We start from the raw sequence: 23,611 nt of genomic DNA on the forward strand, positions 1-23,611 counted from the left end.
GGTGGGAACGCGCCGTGCCCTGTTTCCGGGCAACAAAAAAACCTGAACTCGTTCATCGCTCGTCGAGCGATGTGAGTTCAGGTTTTGCCTGCTGCCGCAGTAACAATCCGTCGCGTTCGCAGGTCTGCATCGGCCTGCGATCGGTCACGTTAGCATGCATGCGCATACGAGCGCCAGTGTCATCGCTCCGGAGGCGGCGGTGCGACCTGCGACGCCAGGCGCTCGACGTGCACGATGACGTACAGCAGCTCCTCGTCGGTGAGCTCGGACTCCGTGGCCGCGCGGACGTACGCCTTGACCTCCTGCGCGATCGCGAACGAGCGCGGGTAGCTGTGCTTGGCGAACTCGAAGAACGAGCTGTCGGCGCTCCGGAGCATCGAGCGCGACACGAGCCGCTGCAGCAGGAACTGCACGTGCAGGACGAACCGGGCGTAGTCGGGGCTCTCGACGTCGAGCTTCACGCCGAGACCGTTCTCGACCGTCATGACGACGTGCTGCACCCGGCGGAACAGCAGTGCGGCGGTCCCGTTGGGCTCGTCGCGGGTCGCGTTCAGCAGGTGCATCGTCAGGAAGACGGCCTCCTCCGCGGGCAGATCGGTGGCCAGGGCGGTCGAGATCGACTCCGCCATGGCCTTCGCGGCGGCGAACTCGGCGGGATGGAGGACGCGCAATTCGGGCATGTTCGCCGTGGGGATCCGGATGCCCTGCTCGAGCCGCTCGAGCACGAACTGGACGTGGTCGATGACGGCCATCGTGAGCCGTCGCCCGAGGTGGTGGCCGAGGCTGCGCTCGGCCTGGTCGACGGCGCGCGAGACTGCCTCGACGATCGCGTAGGGGGTGTCGGTCAGCATCCGCCGTTCGCGTTCGCCGTCCTCGCCCGTCTGGAGGATGAACGTCTTCTCGACCTTGGCCGGGTCGAGTGAGTCGGTGGGCTTCAGCTGGAACCCGAGGCCACGGCCCATGAGGACGCGTTCGCGGCCCTGCTCGTCGAGCGAGATGACGACGTTGTTGTTGAGCACCTTGTGCACGACCGTCCCGCGCCGCTGCGGAGCCCCTTCCGTCATGGCGACGAGTCTAGAGCCGCCCGGCATCCGCCCAGCCCCCGCCGGTACCCTGGGGACCATGACCGAGTCCACTTCCGCGCGCCCTGAGGGCATGTCCGCCGTGCGTACGACGACGCCCAAGCAGGTGCGGCCCGCGACCGAGGGGTGGACGCAGGCGAAGGATGCCGAGGGCCGCCCGCTCCTGCAGTTCGCGAGCCCCAAGCGCGGCAAGCCGCCGGTGCACCTCGCCGACCTCGATCACGATGCGCGCGTCGAGAAGCTGAAGGAGCTCGGGATGCCGGGCTTCCGCGCCGGCCAGCTCGAGAAGCACTACTTCCAGCACTACACGTCGGACCCCTCGCACATGACCGACCTGCCGGCGGGGAACCGCGAGGAGCTCGTCGGCGGGCTCCTACCGAACCTCATGACCGAAGTGCGGCGGCTCGAGACCGACGGCGGCGACACGATCAAATTCCTGTGGCGTCTGCACGACGGCGCCCTCGTGGAGTCGGTGCTCATGCGCTACACCGGCCGCATCACGCTGTGCGTGTCGAGCCAGGCCGGCTGCGGCATGAACTGCCCGTTCTGCGCCACCGGGCAGGCAGGGCTCACCCGCAACATGTCGGCGGCCGAGATCGTCGACCAGGTCGTCCGCGCCAACCGCCTCATCGCCGAGGGCGGCCTCGGCGACCCCCGCAAGGTCGGACACAAGGACGAGCGCGTCACGAACATCGTCTTCATGGGGATGGGCGAGCCGCTCGCGAACTACGCCCGCGTCATGCAGGCCGTCCGCACGATGGTCGACAAGAAGCACGGTCTCGGCATGAGCGCCCGCGGCATCACCGTCTCGACCGTCGGCCTGGTGCCCGCCATCCGCAAGCTGAGTGCCGAGGACATCCCGGTGACCTTCGCGCTGTCCCTCCACGCGCCCGACGATCACCTGCGCGACGAGCTCATCCCGGTGAATTCCCGGTGGAAGGTCGACGAAGCGCTCGACGCCGCGCGCGAGTACTTCGAGAAGACCGGCCGCCGCGTCTCGATCGAGTACGCCCTCATCAAGGACATGAACGACCACGCCTGGCGCGCCGATCTCCTCGCCGAGAAGCTCAACTCCCGAGGCCGCGGCTGGGTGCATGTGAACCCGATCCCGCTCAACCCGACTCCCGGCTCGATCTGGACCTCGTCCGATGTCGACGTGCAGAACGAGTTCGTGCGACGCCTCAACGACGCCGGCATCCCGACGACCCTCCGCGACACCCGCGGGAAGGAGATCGACGGCGCCTGCGGGCAGCTCGTCGCGACCGAGGACGATCAGGTCGCTGCCGCGTCGGTCTGACCCGGGGGCAGGCCAGCGGTCCGTCTGATCGATTGCGAACAGACCGGTGTGATCCGCCTCACTCGGGCGGTGCGAAGGCGATCGTTGGACGCCCTCCGTCGACGGTGACGCGGCAGCGGACGCCGTAGACCTCCTCGATGAGGCCGTCCGTGAGGACCTCGGCGGGCGGGCCGGCCGTGACGGCGCGGCCGGCGGCCATGACGAGCACCTCGTCGCAGAACATCGCGGCGAGGTTCAGATCGTGCAGGGCGACGACGACAGTGACGGGCAGGCTGCGCACGAGGCTCAGCAGCTCGAGCTGATGCCGGATGTCGAGGTGGTTCGTCGGCTCGTCGAGGAGCAGCTCCCGCGGTTCCTGCGCGAGGGCGCGGGCGATCTGCGCACGCTGCTGCTCGCCGCCCGAGAGTGTGTGCCACCGATCGTCGGCCTTCGTCGTCAGCCCCGCCTGCGCGAGGGCGGCGTCGACGATCTCGTCGTCGCGGACCCGGTCCGGGCCCCAGAGCGAGGCGTGGGGCGTGCGGCCGAGGCGCACGACGTCGCGGACGGTCAGGTCGACCTCCGTCGTCGCGTGCTGGGTCACGGCGGCGACGCTCCGCGCCACCTCGCGACGTCCACGGTGTCGGATGTCGGAGCCGTCGAGCAGGACGCGTCCCTCGTCGGGCTTCGCGATGCCCTGCAAGAGGCGCAGAAGCGACGATTTGCCTGACCCGTTGGGGCCGAGGAGGCCGACGACGGACCCCGGCGTCGGCGCGAGCGAGACGTCGTCGACCACGAGCGTGCCGCCGCGGCGCCACGAGACGTGCTCTGCGGTGAGACTCATGCACGCCTCCGACGTCGGACGAGAAGGGCGACGAAGACCGGCACCCCGATCAGCGCGGTGCCGACGCCCACGGGGAGCGGCACCGGTGCGAACGCGACCCGGGAGACGGCATCCACCGCGATCATGAAGATCATGCCGAGCCCGATCGTCACGGGGATCACCCGGGCGTGACGCGAGCCGACCAGCAGCCGCGCGGCGTGGGGAAGGACGAGTCCGACGAATCCGATCGCGCCGGCGACGCTGACGAGGGCCGCGGCGATCAGGGCGGTCAGGACGAGCAGCAGGATCCGGGTCCGTGCGACGTGGATGCCGAGGGATGCCGCGACCTCATCGCCGAATGCGAACGCGTCGAGCGGGCGCACCGACGCGAAGGCGACGACCGCGCCGACCAGGACGACAGCGGCGCAGAGGATGACGTCGTCCCACCGGACGCCTTCGAGCGAGCCGAGGAGCCAGAACATCACGCCGCGCGTTTCGTCGGAATCCGCGAACGCGAACACGGCGAGCGAGGTGAGCGCGGAGAAGAACTGCGTCGCAGCGATACCGGCCAGGATGAACGACGCGGTGCCCCCACCGGTGAAGCGCGAGATGACCAGGACGAGCCCGAACGCGACGAGCGCGCCGAGGAACGCGCCGCCCGAGAGAGTGAGGGCGCCGCCGCCGATCCCGAAGACGCCGAACAGGACCGCGCCGGTCGAGGCTCCGGACGAGACGCCGAGGACGAACGGATCGGCGAGGGGGTTTCGTAGGAGCGACTGCAGGATGACGCCGCAGAGCCCGAGACCGGCGCCGCACGCCGCGGCGACGAGCGCCCGCGGCAGACGCTCCTGCCAGACGATCGCGTCGGCGGCGACGCGCACGGGGATGTCGGTCAGGCCGAGATGGTTCGTCACCACGTCGCGGACATTCACGAGCGACACGTTCGCCGGCCCCAGTGTCAGTGCGACGGCGACCGTCAGGACGATGAGACCCACCGACAGTGCGACGGCGACGACGGCGAGCGGGATGCGGCGGGCCCGGCGCCGGGGCAGCGCCGCGGTGGCGGTCAGCGCCCCGCCTCGTTCTCGTCCCACCAGGTGCGGATCTTCTCGAGACCGTCGACGAAGCGGATCGACGGGTTCATCTCGGCGCCGTGCAACGCGATGAAGCGCTTGTTCGTCACTGCATCGAGCGAGCGCGTGACGGGGTCGCTTTCGAGGAAGGCGATCTTGTCGTCGAGCCGGTCGCCGGGGAAGCGGTCCCGCTGCAGGTCGCCGAGGACGATGACGTCGGGGTCGGCCTCGACGATCGCCTCCCACGAGGTGGCGGGCCAGTCATCCGTCTGATCGGGGAAGGCCCCGACCATGCCGGTCTCACGTGCGAGGATCGCCGGGGCGCCGCGTCCGCCGGCGACGTACGGAGTGCGGGTGTCGGCGAACCAGAAGAGGACCTTCTCCCCGCCGAAATCGACACCCCCCACGGCCGCTGCGGCGCGCTCCTTCAGCGACGCGATGAGCGCGTCACCTCGGGAGGGGACGTCGAAGATCTGGGACAGCTCGCGGATCTCCTGGTACAGGTCGTCGATCGTGAGCGGTGTGGTCCGCGTGCCGCCGCCGTTGACACTCCGATCGTCGGAGCAGTCGGTGGGGGAGAGGTAGGACCCGATCCCGGTCTCGTCGAGGCGATCGCGTGTGACGACTCCGCCCTCGGCGTAGTGGCGCCCGAACGAGGCGGTCGCGAAGTCGGGGTCGGCGCCGAGTACGACCTCGTAGGTCGGGGCGTTGTCGGCCAGACGGGGGACCTTCTCGTTCGACTGGGCGAGCGAGGGGAGCACGGGGTCCGTCCACGACGCGGTGCCGACGATGCGGTCGGCGAGGCCGAGGGACAGCAGGATCTCGGTCGAGTTCTGATCGAGCGAGACCACCCGCTGCGGGGCCTCGTCGACCTCGACCGTGCGCCCGCAGTTTTCGATCGTGAGCGGGTAGCTCGTCGATTCCTCACCGGATGCGACGGCTTTCTGCGTCACGACTTCCGAGGCGCCGCACCCGGACAGAGCGAGGGCCGCGGCGCTCAAGGTGGCCAGCAGGACGAAACGGCGGGGGAAGTGCATCGATGGTCTCTCGTCGGGGGCGGGACGTCGATGATCGACCTTAGCAAGGCAAGCCTTACCTTCTTGAATCCGCCGGCGACGCCTCCGATTCCGCTGTCGGCGTGACCGTGTCAAGGCCTCCGGAATCCGGACAGCGGCGAGAGTAGCGTCGAGGACATGGTCAACTATCGATTCCTGGGCAACAGCGGCCTCAAGATCACCGAACTCACCTACGGCAACTGGCTCACCCACGGCTCGCAGGTCGAGAACGACGCGGCGATCGCGACGGTCCACAAGGCCCTCGACCTCGGCATCAGCTCGTTCGACACCGCCGACGCCTACGCCAACACGGCGGCCGAGTCCGTCCTGGCGGAGGCGCTCAAGGGCCAGCGCCGCGAATCCCTCGAGATCTTCACGAAGGTCTATTGGCCGACCGGTCCCAAGGGGCCGAACGACCACGGTCTGTCCCGCAAGCACCTGCTCGAGGGCATCAACGGGTCGCTCAAGCGACTGAACACCGACTACGTCGACCTCTACCAGGCGCACCGCTACGACTACGAGACCCCGCTCGAAGAGACGATGCAGGCGTTCGCGGACATCGTCCGCCAGGGCAAGGCGCTCTACATCGGCGTCAGCGAGTGGACCGCGGAGCAGCTCCGCGCCGGACACGCGCTGTCGAAGGAGATGGGCTTCCAGCTCATCTCGAACCAGCCGCAGTACTCCGCATTGTGGCGGGTCATCGAGGGCAAGGTCGTCCCGACCTCTGAGGAGCTCGGGATCTCGCAGATCGTCTGGTCGCCGCTGGCGCAGGGCGTTCTCACGGGCAAGTACCAGCCCGGCCAGCCGGCGCCCGAGGGATCGCGCGCGACGGACGAGAAGGGCGGCTCCGACATGATCAAGCGCTTCATGAAGGACGAGACCCTCACCGCCGTGCAGAAGCTGCAGCCGATCGCCGAGGGCGCGGGCATCACGATGCCGCAGCTCGCCCTCGCCTGGGTCCTGCACAACCCGAACATCGCCGCGGCGATCATCGGGGCATCGCGTCCGGAGCAGCTCGAGGACACCGTGAAGGCCTCGGGCATCGAGCTCGACGACGACACGTACGCCGCGATCAACGAGGCGCTCGCGCCTGTCGCCGTCACCGACCCGGAGGAGACGTACTCGGTCTCGCCGAAGTCCCGCCTGATCTGACGAGCACCGCCCGTCCGTGGCCACGCACAGCGCCGGCATCCTGCTGTACCGTCTCGACGGCCAGGGCGGGGTGTCGGCGTTCGTCGCTCATATGGGCGGGCCGTACTGGACTTCGAAGGACGTGGGCGCCTGGTCGATCCCGAAGGGCGAGGTCGAGGACGGCGAGGAGGCGTTGGATGCCGCGAAGCGGGAGTTCCGCGAAGAACTCGGCGTCGACGCACCGTCGGTCGACTACGCCGAGCTCGGCACGTTCGCATACTCGTCGGGCAAGCGGGTGACCGTGTTCGTCGCCGACGGCTCGGGCTTCGACGCGACCGGGTTCGTCTTCGGGGAGTTCGAGATGGAGTGGCCGCCGAGGTCGGGCCGGACGGCATCCTTCCCCGAGGTCGACCGCGCCGAATGGATGCCGCTGGCCCAGGCCCGTGAACTGGTCGTGAAGGGTCAACAGCCCGCGCTCGACCGGCTGGCCGAGCTGCTGAGCGTCGCGGATACCTGACGGTCCCGGCCACAACTGCGGACTTATCGGCGTGCGATGCCGGTCGGAACCGGTTCCCGGGGTCGATCGCGACGAAGACTCCTCGCTCCGTGCCGTGCCGTGCGCAGTGAGTGGGTCAGCGCTTCTTCTTGGGTGCTTCGGTCACGTCGAGCTTCTCGTGCTTGCCGCCGAGCGACGACCATGCCGATTCCTTGCCGGATGCCGCGTGTTCGGCTCCGCGCACGGCGCGCTCGTCGGCCCACTCGTTGAGGACGTGACCGCGGTGTCCGCGTACGTGCTCGAGCACGACGTCGGGAAGACCCGCAGCCCGACGAGCGTCGCGCGCCACGATCAACTGCTCGAGCAGATCGACGTTCTTCGTCGGCGCACCGGTCGACGTCTTCCACCCGCGGCGGCGGTGACCGTCCATCCACTTCTCGTAAGTGTCGATCGCGTACTTCGAATCGGCCTGCACGACGAGCTCGCGCACGTCCGCGTGATCCTCGATCGCCTTCAGGAGTCCGAGCAGCTCGCCGACGTTGTTCGTGCCCTGGATGACGGAGCCGGCCGCCCAGTGGCCGTCCTCGCCGACCCAGGCCCAGCCCGTCGGTCCGGGATTGCCTTTGCAGGCGCCGTCGGTGGCCACGACATAGCGGGAGGTTTCGGTCACCGCTCCACGGTACCCGCGCAGCCGGCCCGCCCGATGCCCACTGGACTCTGCGGGCTCTTGCGGGAGATGCGGCTGCCGCTTTCGAGCCCGACGGACTACGAGTACGTCAGGCCGAAGACGGTGGACCCCAGCATGAGCGCCACCACGGCGACGATCGCGCTGGCGGCCCTCGTTCCGGTGGGACCGCGCCGGATAGCGACGACACCGGAGGCCAGAGCCGCGATCATCGTTGCGAAGCTCGCGTAGCGAATCGTCGTGGCTGGCGATCCCCACACCGTCGACAAAGCCGCGAAGATCAGCAGCGCCACGGCGAGTCCAGCAACCACGAGACGACTGGCGGAGCCCCGCCGCTTCGACGCGACAACTGCGTAGTCTCCCGAAGTGCTCATCAAATCCCCCTGACGTCGCCCGAAACCGTCGAAGCCAGATTCGCACCTCGACGATGCCGACGCAACGATTCGCGGCTTTTGTCGGGGATGCATCGAAGTTCAGGCTGGAAAGTGGCTCTCGGGAGGCGCGACGGAGGGGTGGGAGCGCTGAGCGCCACCACCCCTCCGTCGATGCCCGTCGCTTACGGGCGGAGGAGGACCTTGCCGACGCGGCCGGCGGTCAGGCTCGCGCGGGCGGCGTCGCGCGCCTGCTCGAGCGGGAAGGTCGCCGACACCGGCAGGGTCAGGACGCCGGACGAGAGGTGCTGAGCGAGTTCACCGAACAGCTGGCCGCGCTTGGCGGCATCCATCTCGGTGCTCACCTTGCTGCCCCAGAAGCCCTTGATCGTGATGTGGCGGAAGATGACCGGGCCCGAGGCGAGCTCCATGACCGGGGCGTCCATCGCACCGAAGACGACGAGGGTCGCGTTCTCGCCGAGGAGCGAGAGGACGTGGCCGCTCGACTCGCCGCCCACGGAGTCGACGCCGGCGATGACCGAGGCGCCGCCGGTGATCTCGGCGACCTTGTCGCGCCAGTCGTCGGTGTCGACGGCGACGATGCGGTCGATGCCCTGCTCGGCGAGCTCGGCGACGGCGGCGCTGCGGCGCACGAGGCCGACGACGTTCAGGCCGCGGGCGCGACCCATCTGGGCGACCATGCGGCCGACGGCGCCGTTGGCGGCGTTCTGGACGATCCAGTCGCCGGGCTTCAGGTCGAGGAAGTCGATGAGGCTGATGGCGCTGAAGGGCATGGAGACCAGCTGCGCGGCCTGCTCGTCGGGAAGGCCCTCGGGGACGGGGATCAGGCCTGCTGCGCGGGCGACGAACTGCTCGGCCCAGACGCCGAAGGTGCCGCCGGTGGCGACGCGCTGACCGATCTGCAGGTTCTCGACGCCATCGCCGAGCTCCTCGACGACACCGACGGCCTCGGTGCCCGCGCGGGCGGGGAGTTCCGGCTTGAACCCGTAGGTGCCGCGGATCGTCCACAGGTCGTGGTTGTGGATCGGTGACGCGAGCAGCCGGACGCGGACCTCGCCGGCGCCGGGCGTCGGGTCGGGGGTCTCCGTGGTCTCCAGGACGTCGGCCGGTTCGCCGAAGACGGGGTGGGTGACTGCGCGCATGTTTCCTCCAAGCGTCATTTTGTAACGATCGGTTCACTATACTCTGAGTGACCGAAAGGATCCACCATGGGCCGCACCAGCGCATTCGACCGCGACGACGTCATCCGCGCCGCCCGCGACGTCTTCTGGGCGCGCGGCTACGCCGAGACCGGTGTCGCGGAACTCGAAGATGCGACCGGGCTGAAGCGCTCGAGCATCTATCACGCGTTCGGCAGCAAGAAGGGGCTCTTCGAGGCCGTCGTCGCACGCTACCTCGACGAGGTCGTGCGGTCGCGCATCGGCCCCCTGCGGGATCCGGGTGCCGGCCCCGAGGCGCTCGAGCGGTACATCGCCGAGATGCGGAGCGCGATCGCCAGCCGCACGCCGCGTGCGCAGGCAGGATGCCTGCTGCTCAATGCGGCCTGCGCTCCCGTCGTCGACGACGACCCCGACGTGCGCGCGCTCGTCACGGGGTACACCGACGAGCTCCGGGCGGCGATCGCCGCGGGTGTGAACTCGGCTCGGCCGGAGGTCTCTTCAGCCTCGCGCGCCGCACTCTCGGAGGTCTGCGCGTCGCTGGTCATCGCCGCGCTCGCCGTGGCGAGGGTGGATCCGGATGCCGCCGATCGCAGCCTGGAGGCCGTCCTCACCGCGGTCGCGTCGTGGGATGTCGGCGCAGCACCTGTGTATACATAATCCGGTCATCTTCTCTTTTTCGACCACGATTGGGCGTCCTGTGCATACACTGAGGTCATGACCGATGCTCCCGCGCGGTACGCCGGCGTTCGCGCGTACGAGACGCTGCTGCGCGAGATCCAGGACGGGACGCTTCCTCCGGGGGCAGTGCTGGCCGAGGTCGAGCAGGCAGCGCGACTCGGCGTGAGCCGGACGCCGCTCCGCGAGGCTCTGCGCCGGCTCGCCGCAGACGGGCTCGTCGAACAGGCCTCCGCGCGCGTGACCGTCGTCACTCGGATCGACGCATCCGACATCCAGGCCCTGTTCGCCGTGCGCCGCGCGCTCGAAGAGACCGCCGCTCGGCTCGCGGCCCAGGCGGACGACCGCTCCGTCTTCGGTGCGCTGGCGGCGGATTTCGCGGCGACGCAGACATCGGGCGGACCGGCATCCGATGCCGACGCGTACTACGCGCTCATCGCCCGCTTCGATGCCGAGCTCGACGCCGCCGTCGACAACGATTATCTGGCGTCGGCGCTGCGCACCGTCCGCACCCACCTCGTGCGGGTCCGCCGCCTCGCCCGTGACAATCCCGAACGGCTCGCGGCATCCGTCGCGGAGCACCGCCTCATCGCGAGTGCCATCGCCGGCGGCGACGTGGACCTCGCCGCTCACGCGACGCACGTGCACCTGCACAACGCGCTGACCTCGATCCTCGACTCCCTGTCCGACACCCCGGAGGAAACGACATGACCGTCACCCATCACGTCCGCGTCTACCGCAGCGACGAGCCCCTGGCCCGCGAGGAGCAGCTCGCCTACAAGATCGCGCAGGTCGCCGTCGATCCGGTCGCCGTCGAGGACGACGTCGTCGACATGATCGTCAACCGCATCATCGACAACGCGGCGGTTGCAGCGGCATCCCTCACCCGTCGCCCGGTCAGCGCGGCGCGCTCGCAGGCGCTGTCGCACCCGGTATCGGCGAACGGCCACGGCGGGACCGTCTTCGGCGTCGACAACGAGACCCGCACGAGCCCCGAGTGGGCGGCATGGGCCAACGGCGTCGCCGTCCGCGAGCTCGATTACCACGACACGTTCCTCGCGGCGGAGTACTCGCACCCCGGCGACAACATCCCCGCCATCCTCGCCGTCGCCCAGCACGTCGGCGCCGACGGCGCCTCGCTCGTCCGCGGGCTCGCGACCGGCTATGAGATCCAGGTCGACCTCGTCCGCGCGATCAGCCTGCACAAGCACAAGATCGACCACGTCGCCCACCTCGGGCCGTCCGCGGCGGCCGGTATCGGCACCCTGCTCGGTCTCGACGTCGACACGATCTACCAGGCCGTCGGCCAGGCGCTCCACACGACGACCGCGACACGTCAGTCGCGCAAGGGCGAGATCTCCACGTGGAAGGCGCACGCCCCCGCCTTCGCCGGGAAGATGGCCGTCGAAGCGGTCGACCGCGCGATGCGCGGCGAGACCTCGCCGTCCCCCATCTACGAAGGGGAGGACGGCGTCATCGCCTGGCTCCTCGACGGCAAGGACGCCGCCTACGACGTGCCGCTCCCCGCAGCCGGCGAGCCGAAGCGCGGCATCCTCGACACGTACACGAAGGAGCACTCGGCCGAGTACCAGGCGCAGGCCTGGATCGACCTCGCCCGCAAGCTCGGCACCGAGCGGCCCGAGCTGCGCAACCCCGCGAACATCGCCGCCGTCGTGCTGCACACGAGCCACCACACGCACTACGTGATCGGCTCGGGCGCGGGCGACCCGCAGAAGTACGACCCGACGGCATCCCGCGAGACCCTCGATCACTCGATCCCGTACATCTTCACGGTCGCCCTGCAGGACGGCGGATGGCACCACGTCGACTCCTACACGCCCGAGCGCGCCGGCCGCCCCGACACGGTCGATCTCTGGCAGAAGGTCACGACGGCCGAGGATGCCGAGTGGACCCGCCGCTACCACTCCGAGGACCCCGACGAGAAGGCGTTCGGCGGCCGCGTGGAGATCACCCTCACCGACGGCTCGACCGTCGTCGACGAGATCGCGGTCGCCGACGCGCACCCGTTGGGCGCCCGTCCGTTCGCGCGGGCGGACTACATCCGGAAGTTCCGCCTGCTCGCCGAGCCCGTGCTCGAGCCCGCCGAGGTCGAGCGCTTCCTCGAGCTCGTCCAGCGTCTGCCCGAGCTGACGGCAGACGAGGTGCGGCAATTGGACGTCGTCGCGACCGCCGGCGTCCTCGAGTCCGCACCCGCCCCGACGGGACTGTTCTGATGCTGTACGCGCAGACCCCGGCGCACGAGAAGCGCCGCCTGTTCCGCGAGCGGCTCGCGACGGGGGAGCTGCTGCGCTTCCCGGGCGCGTTCAACCCGCTGTCGGCGCGGCTGATCGAGCGGAAGGGGTTCGAGGGCGTCTACATCTCGGGAGCCGTGCTCTCGGCCGATCTCGGGCTCCCCGACATCGGACTGACGACGCTCACCGAGGTCGCCGCCCGCGGCCAGCAGATCGCCCGCACGACGGAACTTCCCGCGATCATCGACGCCGATACGGGCTTCGGCGAGCCCATGAACGTGGCCCGGACCATCCAGACCCTCGAGGACGCCGGGATCGCAGGCGCCCACATCGAGGACCAGGTGAACCCCAAGCGGTGCGGCCACCTCGACGGCAAGGCGGTCGTCGACGAGGACACGGCCCTGAAGCGCATCCGTGCCGCGGTCGACGCGCGTCGCGACCCGAACTTCCTCGTGATGGCACGTACCGACATCCGGGCCGTCGACGGACTGGATGCCGCGACCGACCGCGCCCGCAAGCTGGTGGATGCCGGGGCCGATGCGATCTTCCCCGAGGCGATGCGCACCCTCGAGGAGTTCGCCGCGGTGCGCGCGGCCGTCGACGTCCCGATCCTCGCGAACATGACGGAGTTCGGGAAGAGCGACCTCTTCTCGGTCGACCAGCTGCGGGACGTCGGGGTGAACATCGTCATCTGGCCGGTGTCGCTCCTGCGCATCGCGATGGGCGCCGCCGAGCGTGCGCTCGATACGCTGATCGACGAGGGGCACCTCACGTCCCGCCTCGGCGAGATGCAGCACCGCGCCGACCTGTACGACCTCATCGACTACGAGTCGTACAACCACTTCGACACGAACGTCTTCACCTTCCGCATCGACCGCTGACGGTCGACGAACAGGAGCGAACATGAGCGACCCCGACATCAAGAAGGGCCTCGCCGGCGTCTACGCCGACACGACCTCGATCAGCAAGGTCAACCCCGAGACGAACTCGCTGCTGTACCGCGGGTACCCGGTGCAGGAACTCGCCGCGACGCAGTCGTTCGAGGCGGTCGCCTTCCTGCTGTGGCACGGCGAGCTGCCGACGGACGACCAGCTCGCCGAGCTCCGAGCGGTCGAGCGGGCGAACCGGGCCCTTCCCGAGGACGTTCGCGCATTCATCGACGCGATGCCGACGGCCGCCCACCCGATGGACGAGGCACGGACGGTGATCAGTCTGCTGGGCTCGTTCGAGACGGCCGGGATCGCGAACGTGCTGGATGCCGCGGGCACCCCGGCGGAGAACCTGGACCGCAGCATCCGCCTCTTCGCGATCCTCCCCGCCGTCGTCGCCTACGGGCAGCGTCGTCGTCGCGGCGAGGTGATCGTCGAGCCGCGCGAAGACCTCGGCTACGCCGCGAACTTCCTCTGGATGACCTTCGGCGAGGAGCCCGATGAGACCGTCGTCGACGCGTTCAACCGCTCGATGATCCTCTACGCCGAGCACTCGTTCAACGCTTCGACGTTCACGGCGCGGGTGATCGCCTCGACGCTGAGCGACCTGTACTCGTCCGTCGTCGGAGCGGTCGGTGCGCTGAAGGGGCCGCTGCACGGCGGTGCGAACGAGGCCGTCATGCACATCTTCGACGAGATCGGCACGGCCGACGGCGTCGTTCAGTGGCTCGACGAGGCGCTCGCCGCGAAGCGCAAGATCATGGGCTTCGGGCACCGGGTCTACAAGCGCGGCGACTCGCGCGTGCCGACGATGAAGGCCGCGCTCGACGCGCTCGTCGCCCACTACGACCGCCCGGACGTCGCGGAGCTGTACGAGACCCTCGAGTCCGAGTTCGTCTCGCGCAAGGGCATCTACCCGAACCTCGACTACCCGTCGGGTCCCGCGTACAGCCTCATCGGCTTCGACACGCTGACCTTCACGCCGCTGTTCATCGCGGCACGCATCACCGGGTGGACGGCGCACATCATGGAGCAGCAGGGCGCCAACGCCCTCATCCGCCCGCTCTCCGCCTACGACGGGCCGGATGAACGGCACATCGACGGCTACGTGCCGGATGCTGCCGAGGTCGACGCACTCGAGCGTCCGGAGGAGGCTGCGGGCTGACGCCTGCGGAAGGCCCTCGTCCGGACCGATTCCGGATGAGGGCTTTCTCATGCGTGGCTGTGACCGGTATCCGTAACGTTGCCGGCACAGCATCGGGCACACCGTCGTGCCCGGGACACAGGAGCCCCCATGCCGAAGTCCCCGTCGTCGCGCTCTCTGCCGCCGTACCGCCGCGTCCTCGCTGCCGCGACCTCCGGCATCCTGCTCTCGAGCGCGCTGGCGCTGACCGCACCCGTGGCCGCCGCGGCCGACCCCCGCTCGTTCGCCCTCGTCGGCGACCTGCAGAGCGAGCTGGGCTGCTCGGGTGACTGGCAGCCCGACTGCACCGCGACCGAACTCGCTCCGACGTCCACCCCGGACGTCTACGCCGCGGAGTTCGAGATCCCGGCGGGGTCGTTCGAGTACAAGGTGGCCGTCGACGACTCCTGGGACGAGGCCTACGGTCTCGACGGCGGCGGCGACAACATCCCGCTCACCGTCGCAGGACCGACGACCGTGCGCGTGATCTTCGACGACGTCCAGCATCGGGTCGGGCTCGAGGTCCTCTCGCTCCGCGGCGACTACGCCGCCGAGGACGACGCGCTCGTCGCCGACCCGGTGCGCCAGCCCGGCGACGGCAAGCAGTTCTACTTCGTCATGACCGACCGGTTCGCCAACGGGGACGCGTCGAACGACACCGGCGGGCTGACCGGGGACCGGCTCGCGACCGGCTTCGACCCGACGTCCACCGGCTTCTACCAGGGCGGTGACATCGCGGGCCTCCGCGAGAACCTCGACTACATCAAGGGACTCGGGACGACGGCCATCTGGTTGACGCCGAGCTTCATGAACAAGCCCGTGCAGGGCGAGGGTGCGAACGCGAGCGCCGGCTACCACGGGTACTGGAGCACCGACTTCACCCGCATCGACCCGCACCTCGGGACGAACGAGGAGCTCAAGTCGTTCATCGACGAGGCGCACGCCGAGGGCATCGACGTCTACTTCGACATCATCACGAACCACACGGCCGACGTCATCGCGTACGAGGAGGGCGAGTACTCGTACATCGACCAGAAGACCCGTCCGTACACGGATGCCGCCGGCACACCGTTCGATCCCGCCGACTACGCGGGCACCGCGGAGTTCCCCGAGCTCGACGCGGCCACGAGCTTCCCCTACACGCCCGTCGTGACCGAGGCGGAGAAGGACGTCAAGGTGCCGGCGTGGCTGAACGACCCCACGCTGTACCACAACCGCGGTGATTCTACGTATTCGGGGGAGTCGACGACGCACGGCGACTTCTCCGGCCTCGACGACCTCATGACCGAGCACCCCGACGTGGTCTCGGGCTTCGTCGAGGTCTACGAGGACTGGATCGACCTCGGCATCGACGGCTTCCGCATCGACACCGCCAAGCATGTGAACTTCGAGTTCTGGGAGCAGTGGACCACCGAGGTGCGGGAGTATGCGGCATCCGTCGGCAAGGACGACTTCTTCATGTTCGGCGAGGTCTACGACGCCGACCCGGCCGTCCTCGCGCCCTACGTCCGCGACAGCGACATGAACTCGGTGCTCGACTTCGGGTTCCAGTCCGCGGCGACGAGCTTCGCGAAGGGCGGCAAGGTCGACGTCCTCGCGAAGATGTTCGCCGGCGATGACCGGTACACGACGCCCGACTCCTCGGCGACGGCGCTGCCCACCTTCCTCGGCAACCACGACATGGGCCGCATCGGGTACTTCCTGAAGGGGACGGCGGACGCCCTCGAGCGTGACCGTCTCGCACACGACCTGATGTTCCTCTCCCGCGGTCAGCCGGTCGTCTACTACGGCGACGAGCAGGGCTTCGCCGGTGCCGACCCGGGCGGCGACAAGGCCGCGCGGCAGTCGCTGTTCGGCACGCAGGTGCCCGAATACCGCGATCAGCAGCTGATCACCGGCGAGACCGTTGGCTCGGCCGACCGGTACGACACCTCCGCCCCCGTGTACGCGCATGTGGCCGAGCTGTCGCAGCTGCGCGCAGAGCACCCGGCGCTCGTCGACGGTGCGCAGATCGAGCGGTACGCCGCCGACGGCGTCTACGCCTTCTCGCGTGTCGACCGCACCGAGCGCATCGAGCACCTCGTCGCGCTCAACAACACCGCGTCGGCGCAGACGGTCGAGATCCCGACGCTGACCGCCGACGCGTCGTTCTCGTCCCTGTACGGCGCCGAGGGCTCGGTGTCGTCGGATGCCGCGGGCACCGCCTCCGTGGAGGTCCCCGCCCTGTCGGCGGTGGTGCTCCGCGCCGACGGCGAGGTGACTGCGCCGGCCGCCGCCGCCCCGCTGACCGTGTCGGCTCCTGCGCCGGGGGCCGGACTGCAGGGCTCCACCCGGATCAGTGCAGCAACCGACGCCTCGTGGCGGGAGACGAGCTTCGCGTGGCGTGTCGCGGGCGGCGACGAATGGACTCCGCTCGGCACCGCCGAGGACACGACGCCCGGCGTCTTCGCCGACGTCCGCGGGCTCGGGGAGGGGACGCTCGTCGAGTACCGCGCGGTGTCGACGGATGCCGCCGGGCAGCGGTCCGCGGCATCCACCTACGCCTCCGTCGGCAACCGGGTGAACCTCGCGGTCGAGACCGAGCCCGAGCAGCCCGAAGAGCCGACCGTCTACGACGCGGTGAGCATCCCCGGCAGTCTCAACACCGAGTTGGGGTGCGGATCGGATTGGGCGCCGGATTGCGACCAGGCGCAGATGACGCTCGTCGACGGGAAGTGGCGGCTCAGCGTCGACCTGGCCGCGGGCACCTACGAGTACAAGGTCGCGACCGAGAAGAGCTGGGACGAGAACTACGGCGCCGACGGCGTGCCGGGCGGTGCCAACATCGTCGTCACCCACCCCGGTGGCCCGATCACCTTCTTCTTCGACCCGCTGACGAAGCGGGTGCAGTCCTCGTCCGAAGGCCCGGTCGTGACCCTGGCGGGCTCGTTCCAGAGCGAGCTCGGCTGCGCGGCGGACTGGTCGCCCGACTGCCTCCGGGCGATGATGTTCGACGGCGATCGCGACGGCGTGTACGAGTTCTCCACGAAGGGCATCCCCACGGGGTCCTACGAGGTGAAGGTCGCGCACGGCCTCAGCTGGGACGAGAACTACGGCGCCGACGGCGTCCGCGGCGGCGAGAACATCGCCTTCACGGCGACCGCGGGCAAGGCCGTCGTCTTCCGCTACGACTCCGAGACGCACGTGCTCGAGATCGATGTCGCCGACCCGCCGCTCGCCGGCACGGGTGAATCGCGGGCGCACTGGATCGACGCCGAGACGCTCGCGTGGCCCGGCGACCTGGGCGGTGCCGACGCCGGCGCGAGCTGGTCGCTGTACGGCTCCGCGGACGCACAGCTCGCGGTCACCGACGGGACCGTGGCCGGCGGTGAGGCGATCGAGCTGTCGCCCGTCGACGGCGGCCTCACCGACGAACAGCGCGCGCGCTTCCCCGCCCTGGCGGAGTTCACCGCACTGCGGCTCGACGACGTCGACCGGGACGCGGTGGCCGAGCTGCTGCGCGGACAGCTGCGCGTCGCCGAGCGCGACGCCGCCGGCGCGCTGACCGCCGTCACGGGCGTCCAGATCCCCGGCGTGCTCGACGACCTCTACGCCGACGCCGTGGCCGACGACGCCCTCGGCGTCTCGTTCTCGGGCAAGGGCGCCAAGGCGAAGACGACCTTCCGCCTGTGGGCACCGACCGCGCAGTCCGCGACGCTGCTGACGTGGGATGCCGGGGGCACCGGCGATCCCGTCCGCCACGACGCGTCGTTCGACGCGGCATCCGGCACCTGGACCGCCACGGGCGGGCGGGCGCTCATCGGCGACGAGTACCTCTGGGAGGTCGTCGTCTTCGCACCGAGCACCGACGAGATCGAGACGAACACGGTGACGGATCCGGCATCCGTCGCCCTCACCGAGAACTCGACGCGGTCCGTGGCGATCGACCTCGCCGACCGCTCGTTCATGCCGAAGCAGTGGCAGAAGGCGAAGCCGAAGCCGGTGCAGCGGAACGTCGACCGCGCGATCTACGAGCTGCACATCCGCGACTTCTCGATCAGCGACGAGACCGTGCCCGCCGCCGAGCGGGGGACGTACGCCGCCTTCAGTCGGAAGAGCGCAGGCACCGCGCAGCTGCGACAACTCGCCGAGGCGGGCATCAACACGGTGCACCTGCTGCCGTCGTTCGACATCGCGACGATCGAAGAGGAGCGGGCGGCGCAGGAGACGCCCGACTGCGACCTCGCGTCGTTCGGACCGGCATCGCCCGAGCAGCAGGCCTGCATCGCGGAGGTCGCGGACACCGACGGATTCAACTGGGGCTACGACCCGTTCCACTTCACGACCCCCGAAGGGTCGTACGCGCTGCGACCCGATGGAGGTGCGCGAGTGGCGGAGTTCCGCGGGATGGTGGGCGCCCTGCACGGGATGGGTCTGCAGGTGGTCCTCGATCAGGTCTTCAACCACACCGCCGAATCGGGGCAGGGGGCGAAATCGGTCCTCGACCGGGTCGTCCCGGGCTACTACCACCGGCTGAACCTCGCGGGCGCCGTCGAGACCTCGACCTGCTGTCAGAACATCGCGACCGAGCACGAGGTCGCCGAGAAGCTCATGGTCGACTCCGTCGTCACGTGGGCCCGGGACTACAAGGTCGACGGGTTCCGGTTCGACCTGATGGGTCACCACTCGAAGGCGAACATGCTCGCCGTGCGCGAGGCGCTCGACGCGCTCACCGTCAAGAAGGACGGCGTCGACGGGGCCGCCGTGCACCTCTACGGCGAGGGGTGGAACTTCGGCGAAGTGGCGGACGACGCCCTGTTCGAGCAGGCGACGCAGGGGCAGCTCGGCGGCACCGGCATCGCGACGTTCAACGACCGCCTGCGCGACGCGGTCCACGGCGGCAGCCCGGTCGACAGCGGGTCGACGTTCCGTCAGGGGTTCGGGACCGGGCTCGGCACCGACCCGAACGGCGACCCGATCAACGGATCGACCGACGAGGCCCTCGCGGACCTCGCCCGGCAGACCGATCTCGTGAAGCTGGGACTCGTCGGGAACCTGCGCGAGTTCGAGCTGCCGACGGCGGACGGGTCCGTCAAGGCGGGCTCCGAACTCGACTACAACGGCCAGTCGGCCGGATACGCCGACGAGCCCGACGAGGTGATCAACTACGTCGACGCGCACGACAACGAGACGCTCTACGACCTGTCCGTCCTCAAGCTCCCGGTCGAGACCTCGATGGACGACCGGGTGCGGATGAACACGCTCTCGCTCGCCACCGTGACCCTGTCGCAGTCGCCGTCGTTCTGGCACGCCGGGACGGAGCTGCTGCGCTCGAAGTCGCTCGATCGCAACAGCTACAACTCCGGCGACTGGTTCAACCGGATCGACTGGACAGGTGAGGAGTCGACGTTCGGTTCGGGTCTGCCGCCGGCGGCAGACAACGAAGAGAAATGGCCGGTCATGGCACCGCTCCTCGAGAACACCGCCCTGAAGCCGGGTGCCGCCGACATGGCGGCCGCCGAAGCCGCCGCCCTCGACCTGCTCCGAGTGCGCTCCGAGGTCGGCCTCCTGCGGCTCGGCTCGGCGGAGGCGATCGCCGAGAAGGTGTCGTTCCCGAACAGCGGCCCGGACGCCGATCCCGGGGTCATCGTGATGCGGATCGACGACACCGCCGGCGCCGCGGACGCCGACCGCCGGCTCGACGGCGCGCTCGTCGTCTTCAACGCCTCCCCGGAGGCGACGACGCAGACGATCGACGATCTCGCGGGGCGCGGTTTCGCGCTGAGCGCCGCCCAGGCACGCGGGTCCGATGCCGTCGTCAAGACGACGACGTGGGATGCCGCGACAGGCACCGTGACCGTGCCGGCCCGGTCGGTCGCGGTCCTGGTCGATGCGGCGCCGGTTGCGACGGCGGTCGTCGCCGTGCCGACGCCGCCGGTCGCGAAGCAGGGTGCCGCGGTGCGGATGACCGGCAAGGTCATCGCCGTCGACGGCAGCACGCCGGTGGGCACGGTGACGGTGATGGAGGGATCGAAGACGCTCGCGAGCGGGGCGATCGAGGCATCCGCGAAGGGCCGCATCGATCTGCCGCTCCCGAAGCTCGGCAAGGGCGTCCACGTCCTCCGCACGAGCTTCACCGGCGCGGGGGAACACGCGGATTCGCGGTCGCTCGTGCCGATTCCGCTCCTCGTGTACTGAACCGAGGCGGATCGGCCGCGTTCGTGGTATCCAAGGATCCTGCGTGTCCGGCCATCAAGCCCATGCGTCCGGGCAGCACGCACACCGATCAAGGGGGAATCACATGACCGAACGACCCGCGCGCACGTCGAGGGCGGCGCGCATCGCTCTGACCGTCGCCATGACCGGCGGCCTCATCGGCTCGTTGGCGGTGAGCCCGGCGTACGCCGTCTCGGAGAACCCTGAACTGTTCTGCGACCTCCCAGGCCAAGAGCTCGCGATCTCCCCGGTGGCGGATCTCCAGGACGGCGAGCAGGTGACGTGGCAGTCCGCCGTGAAGGGCACGGCGCCCACGACCTTCACCGGTGAGTACGTCGGCAAGCTCGACAACGGGCTCGGGGCGGACGCCGACGGCAACCCCCGCGACCTGCTGCTGGTCAAGCTGGACGGCGATGTGGTCAACGGCTCCGCCGGCTCCCTCGCGGCAGGGGTGTGGGCGGGTGCATCGGGCTCACCGGTCTACGACGCGGACGGCGCACTCATCGGCGCCGTGTCGTACGGGTTCAGCTTCCTGCCGGACAACGTGGCGGGCGTCACGCCCGCGGCCTACATGAAGACCATCGGGAAGCTCCCCGCCAGCAAGACGCTGAGCGGAACCGCGAAGCAGCAGGTCGCTCGGATGGCGGACGAGACCGCCACCGGCCGGACCAGCACCCTCCGCCGCATCGAACCCGTCCGCGTCACCGTCGGCGCGACCGCGGCGGAGCTGGATGGCGTCAACGCCGACCTGGCACAGCGAGTGAAGGGGTTCCGCGGTGCGGCGGCCTCCGGACGGGCGGTGCCGGGCGGCGACAGCCTCAGCTCCGACTTCCCGATCGTGACGGGCGGCAACATCGCCGTGTCCTACGCGTACGGGGCTGTGACCGAAGCCAGCGTCGGCACCGTCACCGCGATCTGTGGCGACGAGGTGTTCGCCTTCGGGCACCCCGGGAGCTGGAACTCGAAGCTGTCCGCCAGCATCCACGGTGCGTCGGCGGCTCGGATCGTGCCCGACCTGACAGGCGCGTACAAGATGGTGAGCGCCATCGGCAAAGTGAAGGGGACGCTCGTCGACGATCGACTGGCGGGGGTCCGCGCGGTGCTCGGCGACGGGCCTGCAACGGTGCCGGTGCGGACGACGGGCATCGTCGGCGACCACGAGAGCACCTCGGTGACGCGGGTCTCCGAGAAGCAGCTGATCGCCGCGGCGGTCTACACGCAGGTGGGCAACGAGGCGACGCGCATGCTCGACAACGGCCGCGAGGGGTCCGCTCGCCTGGGATGGTCCATCAGCTATGTCCGTGAGGACGGGCGCACCGGGACGCTGTCGAACCAGGACCGGTACGCCGATCCGAACGACCTTCCCGGGATCGTCGGCATGGGCGTCGCCGATGACGTCGCGATGCTGCAGGGGAATCCCTTCGACGACGTCCGGATCACCGCGGTCAGTGTCCGTGCGCGCTTCGTCGAGGGCTATCGGGCGGCGCGTCTGGCCGGTGTCCAGATGTGGAAGAACGGGGCGTGGAGCACGGTCACGCCTGGGAGCACCACGAAGGTCGCACGCGGCAAGGCCTACGACTTCCGCGCGGTGCTGGCACCCCTCCCCGGCACCGAGCGCGTCACGGAGTACAGCCCGTTCACCGTCACCGTCCCGAAGAGCCTCCAGAAGGGCTATCGCGTCATCCTGAGCGCACCGACGGGTGAGGAGGAGGAGTACCCCGCGCCCCCGCGCGACTTCGCCGAATACCTCGCGGTGCTCGACGACAACGCGCGCTCCGACGTCATGACGCGCTCGATCATCTACCACCCCGTCCGCGGCGCGCGGGTCTCGCGCTCGGCGTCGGTGAGTCTGCCGACGGTCATCCAGCCCGACGGCAAGACGGTGATGTTCCGTCTCGAGGCGCCCGCGCTGAAGCGCTGACACCGCGGGGCCACCCGTCGCGCCGCAGCCCCGTGCAGGGACTGCGGCGCGACGGCTTCCTGCCCTCACGCGAGGCGCGTCTGCGAGCATGAGGGCATGACTGAGCAACGCATCGCCATCGTCGCCGGTGCCCGCACCCCGGTGGGGCGGTTCGCCGGCGCATTCCGCGAGACGCCGGCGCACGAACTCGGAGCGCAGGCCGTGACCGCTGCGCTCGCGCGCTCGACCGTCGATCCCGCGCGGGTCGGCGAGGTCGTCATCGGCACGATCGGACAGGTGGCGGGCGACGCCTACATCGCGCGGCGCATCGCATTGGCGGCCGGGCTCGACGAGGACACCCCCGCGTTCACCGTCAACCGGCTGTGCGGTTCTGGGCTGCAGTCGATCTGGTCGGCGGCGCAGGAGCTGCGCTGGGGAGGTGTGGACGTCGCCGTCGCCGGCGGTGCCGAGAACATGACCCGGATGCCGTTCTACGACATGGACGCTCGGTCCGGCGCGACGCTGGGACACCGGCAGCTGCTCGACGGCACGCTCGCGATGCTCACCGATCCGTTCAGCGGAAGGCACATGGGCACCACCGCGGACGCGGTCGCGGAGCGGTTCGGCGTCTCGCGCGCGGAGCAGGACGCCTACGCCCTCGAGTCGCAGCGTCGGGCGGCGACGGATGCGGCGCGGGCGGCTTTCGCCGAGGAGATCGTTCCGGTCACGACCGGCGGTCGCCGTCCCGTCGAGGTGACAGCCGACGAGCATCCGCGGCCGGACACGACCCTCGACGCGCTTGCGTCGCTTCGTCCGGCGTTCACCGCGGACGGCACCGTGACCGCAGGGAACGCGTCGGGGATCAACGACGGTGCTGCGGCCACGGTGCTCATGCGCGAGGCCGATGTCCGCGCCGAGGGCCTGGATGCACTCGCGACGATCGAAGCCGTCACGACGGCCGCACTCGACCCGGCGATCATGGGGTACGCGCCGACGCTCGCACTCCGGAAGCTGTTCGCGCAGACGGGGCTGAGCCCCGCGGACGTGTCGACCGTCGAACTGAATGAGGCGTTCGCCTCGCAGGTCATCGCGGTCATGCGCGACACGGGACTCGACCCCGAGCGCACCAACCCGTACGGCGGCGCGATCGCCCTCGGGCATCCGGTCGGCGCGACCGGGACGATCCTGACGGTCCGTGCCGCGCTCACGCTGCAGCGGACAGGCGGGGAGTACGCCATCGTGACCATGTGCATCGGCGGGGGGCAGGCGCTCGCTGCGCTCCTGCGTCGTTGGGACGCCTGACGTCG

The 23,611-nt window shown here is 69.9% G+C and carries 17 protein-coding genes and 1 pseudogene; 11 read left to right on the top strand and 7 right to left on the bottom strand.

Features of this window, described 5'->3' with window-relative positions; all coding sequences use genetic code 11:
• Positions 1 to 179: 179 nt before the first annotated feature.
• On the bottom strand, positions 180 to 1,064 hold the full coding sequence (locus KZX17_RS06040; RefSeq protein ID WP_248170115.1) for a PRD domain-containing protein: 885 nt from the start codon (positions 1,062 to 1,064) through the stop codon (positions 180 to 182).
• A 91-nt stretch (positions 1,065 to 1,155) separates the two neighbouring features.
• Here KZX17_RS06040 and rlmN point away from each other — a divergent pair, with 91 nt between their 5' ends.
• Entirely contained in the window at positions 1,156 to 2,379 is a 1,224-nt protein-coding gene (gene rlmN, locus KZX17_RS06045; protein ID WP_248171645.1) for a 23S rRNA (adenine(2503)-C(2))-methyltransferase RlmN, read from the top strand.
• A gap of 58 nt (positions 2,380 to 2,437) precedes the next feature.
• Here the strand turns inward: rlmN and KZX17_RS06050 are convergent, their stop codons facing one another.
• Genes KZX17_RS06050 through KZX17_RS06060 form a run of 3 tightly spaced genes read right to left on the bottom strand, consistent with a single transcriptional unit; the run spans position 2,438 to position 5,288 of the window.
• Positions 2,438 to 3,199 carry an ABC transporter ATP-binding protein gene (locus tag KZX17_RS06050; protein ID WP_248170114.1) on the bottom strand — a complete coding sequence of 254 codons (762 nt, stop codon included), beginning with the start codon at positions 3,197 to 3,199 and terminating at the stop codon, positions 2,438 to 2,440.
• A complete protein-coding gene (locus KZX17_RS06055) occupies positions 3,196 to 4,272 on the bottom strand; it encodes an iron ABC transporter permease (RefSeq protein WP_248170113.1) in 1,077 nt (358 codons plus the stop codon). The genes KZX17_RS06050 and KZX17_RS06055 overlap by 4 nt, the downstream gene beginning before the upstream one ends.
• Complete coding sequence (locus KZX17_RS06060) at positions 4,245 to 5,288, bottom strand: ABC transporter substrate-binding protein (protein ID WP_248170112.1); 1,044 nt, start codon at positions 5,286 to 5,288, stop codon at positions 4,245 to 4,247. The genes KZX17_RS06055 and KZX17_RS06060 overlap by 28 nt, the downstream gene beginning before the upstream one ends.
• Positions 5,289 to 5,444: 156 nt before the next feature.
• Between KZX17_RS06060 and KZX17_RS06065 the strand changes: the two genes are divergently transcribed.
• Together KZX17_RS06065 and KZX17_RS06070 are read left to right on the top strand one after the other, a co-directional pair.
• Complete coding sequence (locus tag KZX17_RS06065; protein ID WP_248170111.1) at positions 5,445 to 6,458, top strand: aldo/keto reductase family protein; 1,014 nt, start codon at positions 5,445 to 5,447, stop codon at positions 6,456 to 6,458.
• A 16-nt stretch (positions 6,459 to 6,474) separates the two neighbouring features.
• Positions 6,475 to 6,954, top strand: a complete 480-nt coding sequence (locus KZX17_RS06070) for an NUDIX domain-containing protein (RefSeq protein ID WP_248170110.1) — start codon at positions 6,475 to 6,477, stop codon at positions 6,952 to 6,954.
• A 115-nt stretch (positions 6,955 to 7,069) separates the two neighbouring features.
• On the opposite strand, the gene KZX17_RS06075 is transcribed toward KZX17_RS06070, so the two are convergent.
• The 3 genes from KZX17_RS06075 to KZX17_RS06085 all read right to left on the bottom strand — a co-directional run bounded on the left by KZX17_RS06075 (position 7,070) and on the right by KZX17_RS06085 (position 9,152).
• Positions 7,070 to 7,603 (bottom strand): ribonuclease H, encoded by a 534-nt coding sequence (locus KZX17_RS06075; RefSeq protein ID WP_248170109.1) that lies wholly within the window; start codon positions 7,601 to 7,603, stop codon positions 7,070 to 7,072.
• Positions 7,604 to 7,698: 95 nt separating this feature from the next.
• The gene (locus tag KZX17_RS06080) at positions 7,699 to 7,992 is read right to left on the bottom strand and encodes a hypothetical protein (RefSeq protein ID WP_248170108.1); all 294 of its coding nucleotides are present in this window, start codon (positions 7,990 to 7,992) and stop codon (positions 7,699 to 7,701) included.
• A 182-nt stretch (positions 7,993 to 8,174) separates the two neighbouring features.
• Complete coding sequence (locus tag KZX17_RS06085; RefSeq protein ID WP_248170107.1) at positions 8,175 to 9,152, bottom strand: zinc-binding dehydrogenase; 978 nt, start codon at positions 9,150 to 9,152, stop codon at positions 8,175 to 8,177.
• 66 nt (positions 9,153 to 9,218) lie between these two features.
• On the opposite strand from KZX17_RS06085, the gene KZX17_RS06090 reads away from it, so the two are divergent.
• The 8 genes and pseudogenes from KZX17_RS06090 to KZX17_RS06125 form a co-directional block, all read left to right on the top strand.
• Entirely contained in the window at positions 9,219 to 9,827 is a 609-nt protein-coding gene (locus KZX17_RS06090) for a TetR/AcrR family transcriptional regulator (protein ID WP_248170106.1), read from the top strand.
• 57 nt (positions 9,828 to 9,884) lie between these two features.
• Positions 9,885 to 10,556 carry a GntR family transcriptional regulator gene (locus KZX17_RS06095; protein WP_248170105.1) on the top strand — a complete coding sequence of 224 codons (672 nt, stop codon included), beginning with the start codon at positions 9,885 to 9,887 and terminating at the stop codon, positions 10,554 to 10,556.
• Complete coding sequence (locus KZX17_RS06100) at positions 10,553 to 12,079, top strand: MmgE/PrpD family protein (protein WP_248170104.1); 1,527 nt, start codon at positions 10,553 to 10,555, stop codon at positions 12,077 to 12,079. Before KZX17_RS06095 ends, KZX17_RS06100 begins: the two co-directional genes overlap by 4 nt.
• The gene (gene prpB, locus KZX17_RS06105) at positions 12,079 to 12,978 is read left to right on the top strand and encodes a methylisocitrate lyase (RefSeq protein ID WP_248170103.1); all 900 of its coding nucleotides are present in this window, start codon (positions 12,079 to 12,081) and stop codon (positions 12,976 to 12,978) included. The genes KZX17_RS06100 and prpB overlap by 1 nt, the downstream gene beginning before the upstream one ends.
• Before the next feature lie 22 nt (positions 12,979 to 13,000).
• Positions 13,001 to 14,191, top strand: coding sequence for a bifunctional 2-methylcitrate synthase/citrate synthase (locus KZX17_RS06110; RefSeq protein ID WP_248170102.1), 1,191 nt, complete (start codon positions 13,001 to 13,003; stop codon positions 14,189 to 14,191).
• 129 nt (positions 14,192 to 14,320) lie between these two features.
• Entirely contained in the window at positions 14,321 to 20,386 is a 6,066-nt protein-coding gene (gene pulA / locus KZX17_RS06115) for a pullulanase-type alpha-1,6-glucosidase (RefSeq protein WP_248170101.1), read from the top strand.
• Positions 20,387 to 20,489: 103 nt separating this feature from the next.
• Positions 20,490 to 22,325 carry a hypothetical protein gene (locus KZX17_RS06120; RefSeq protein WP_248170100.1) on the top strand — a complete coding sequence of 612 codons (1,836 nt, stop codon included), beginning with the start codon at positions 20,490 to 20,492 and terminating at the stop codon, positions 22,323 to 22,325.
• A 78-nt stretch (positions 22,326 to 22,403) separates the two neighbouring features.
• Positions 22,404 to 23,606 (top strand): annotated as a pseudogene (locus KZX17_RS06125) (thiolase family protein); the annotation flags it as partial.
• Positions 23,607 to 23,611 lie beyond the last annotated feature (5 nt).

Origin of the sequence: Microbacterium sp. EYE_78, assembly GCF_023149035.1 — a bacterium.
In the GTDB taxonomy this organism is placed as follows: Bacteria; Actinomycetota; Actinomycetes; order Actinomycetales; family Microbacteriaceae; genus Microbacterium.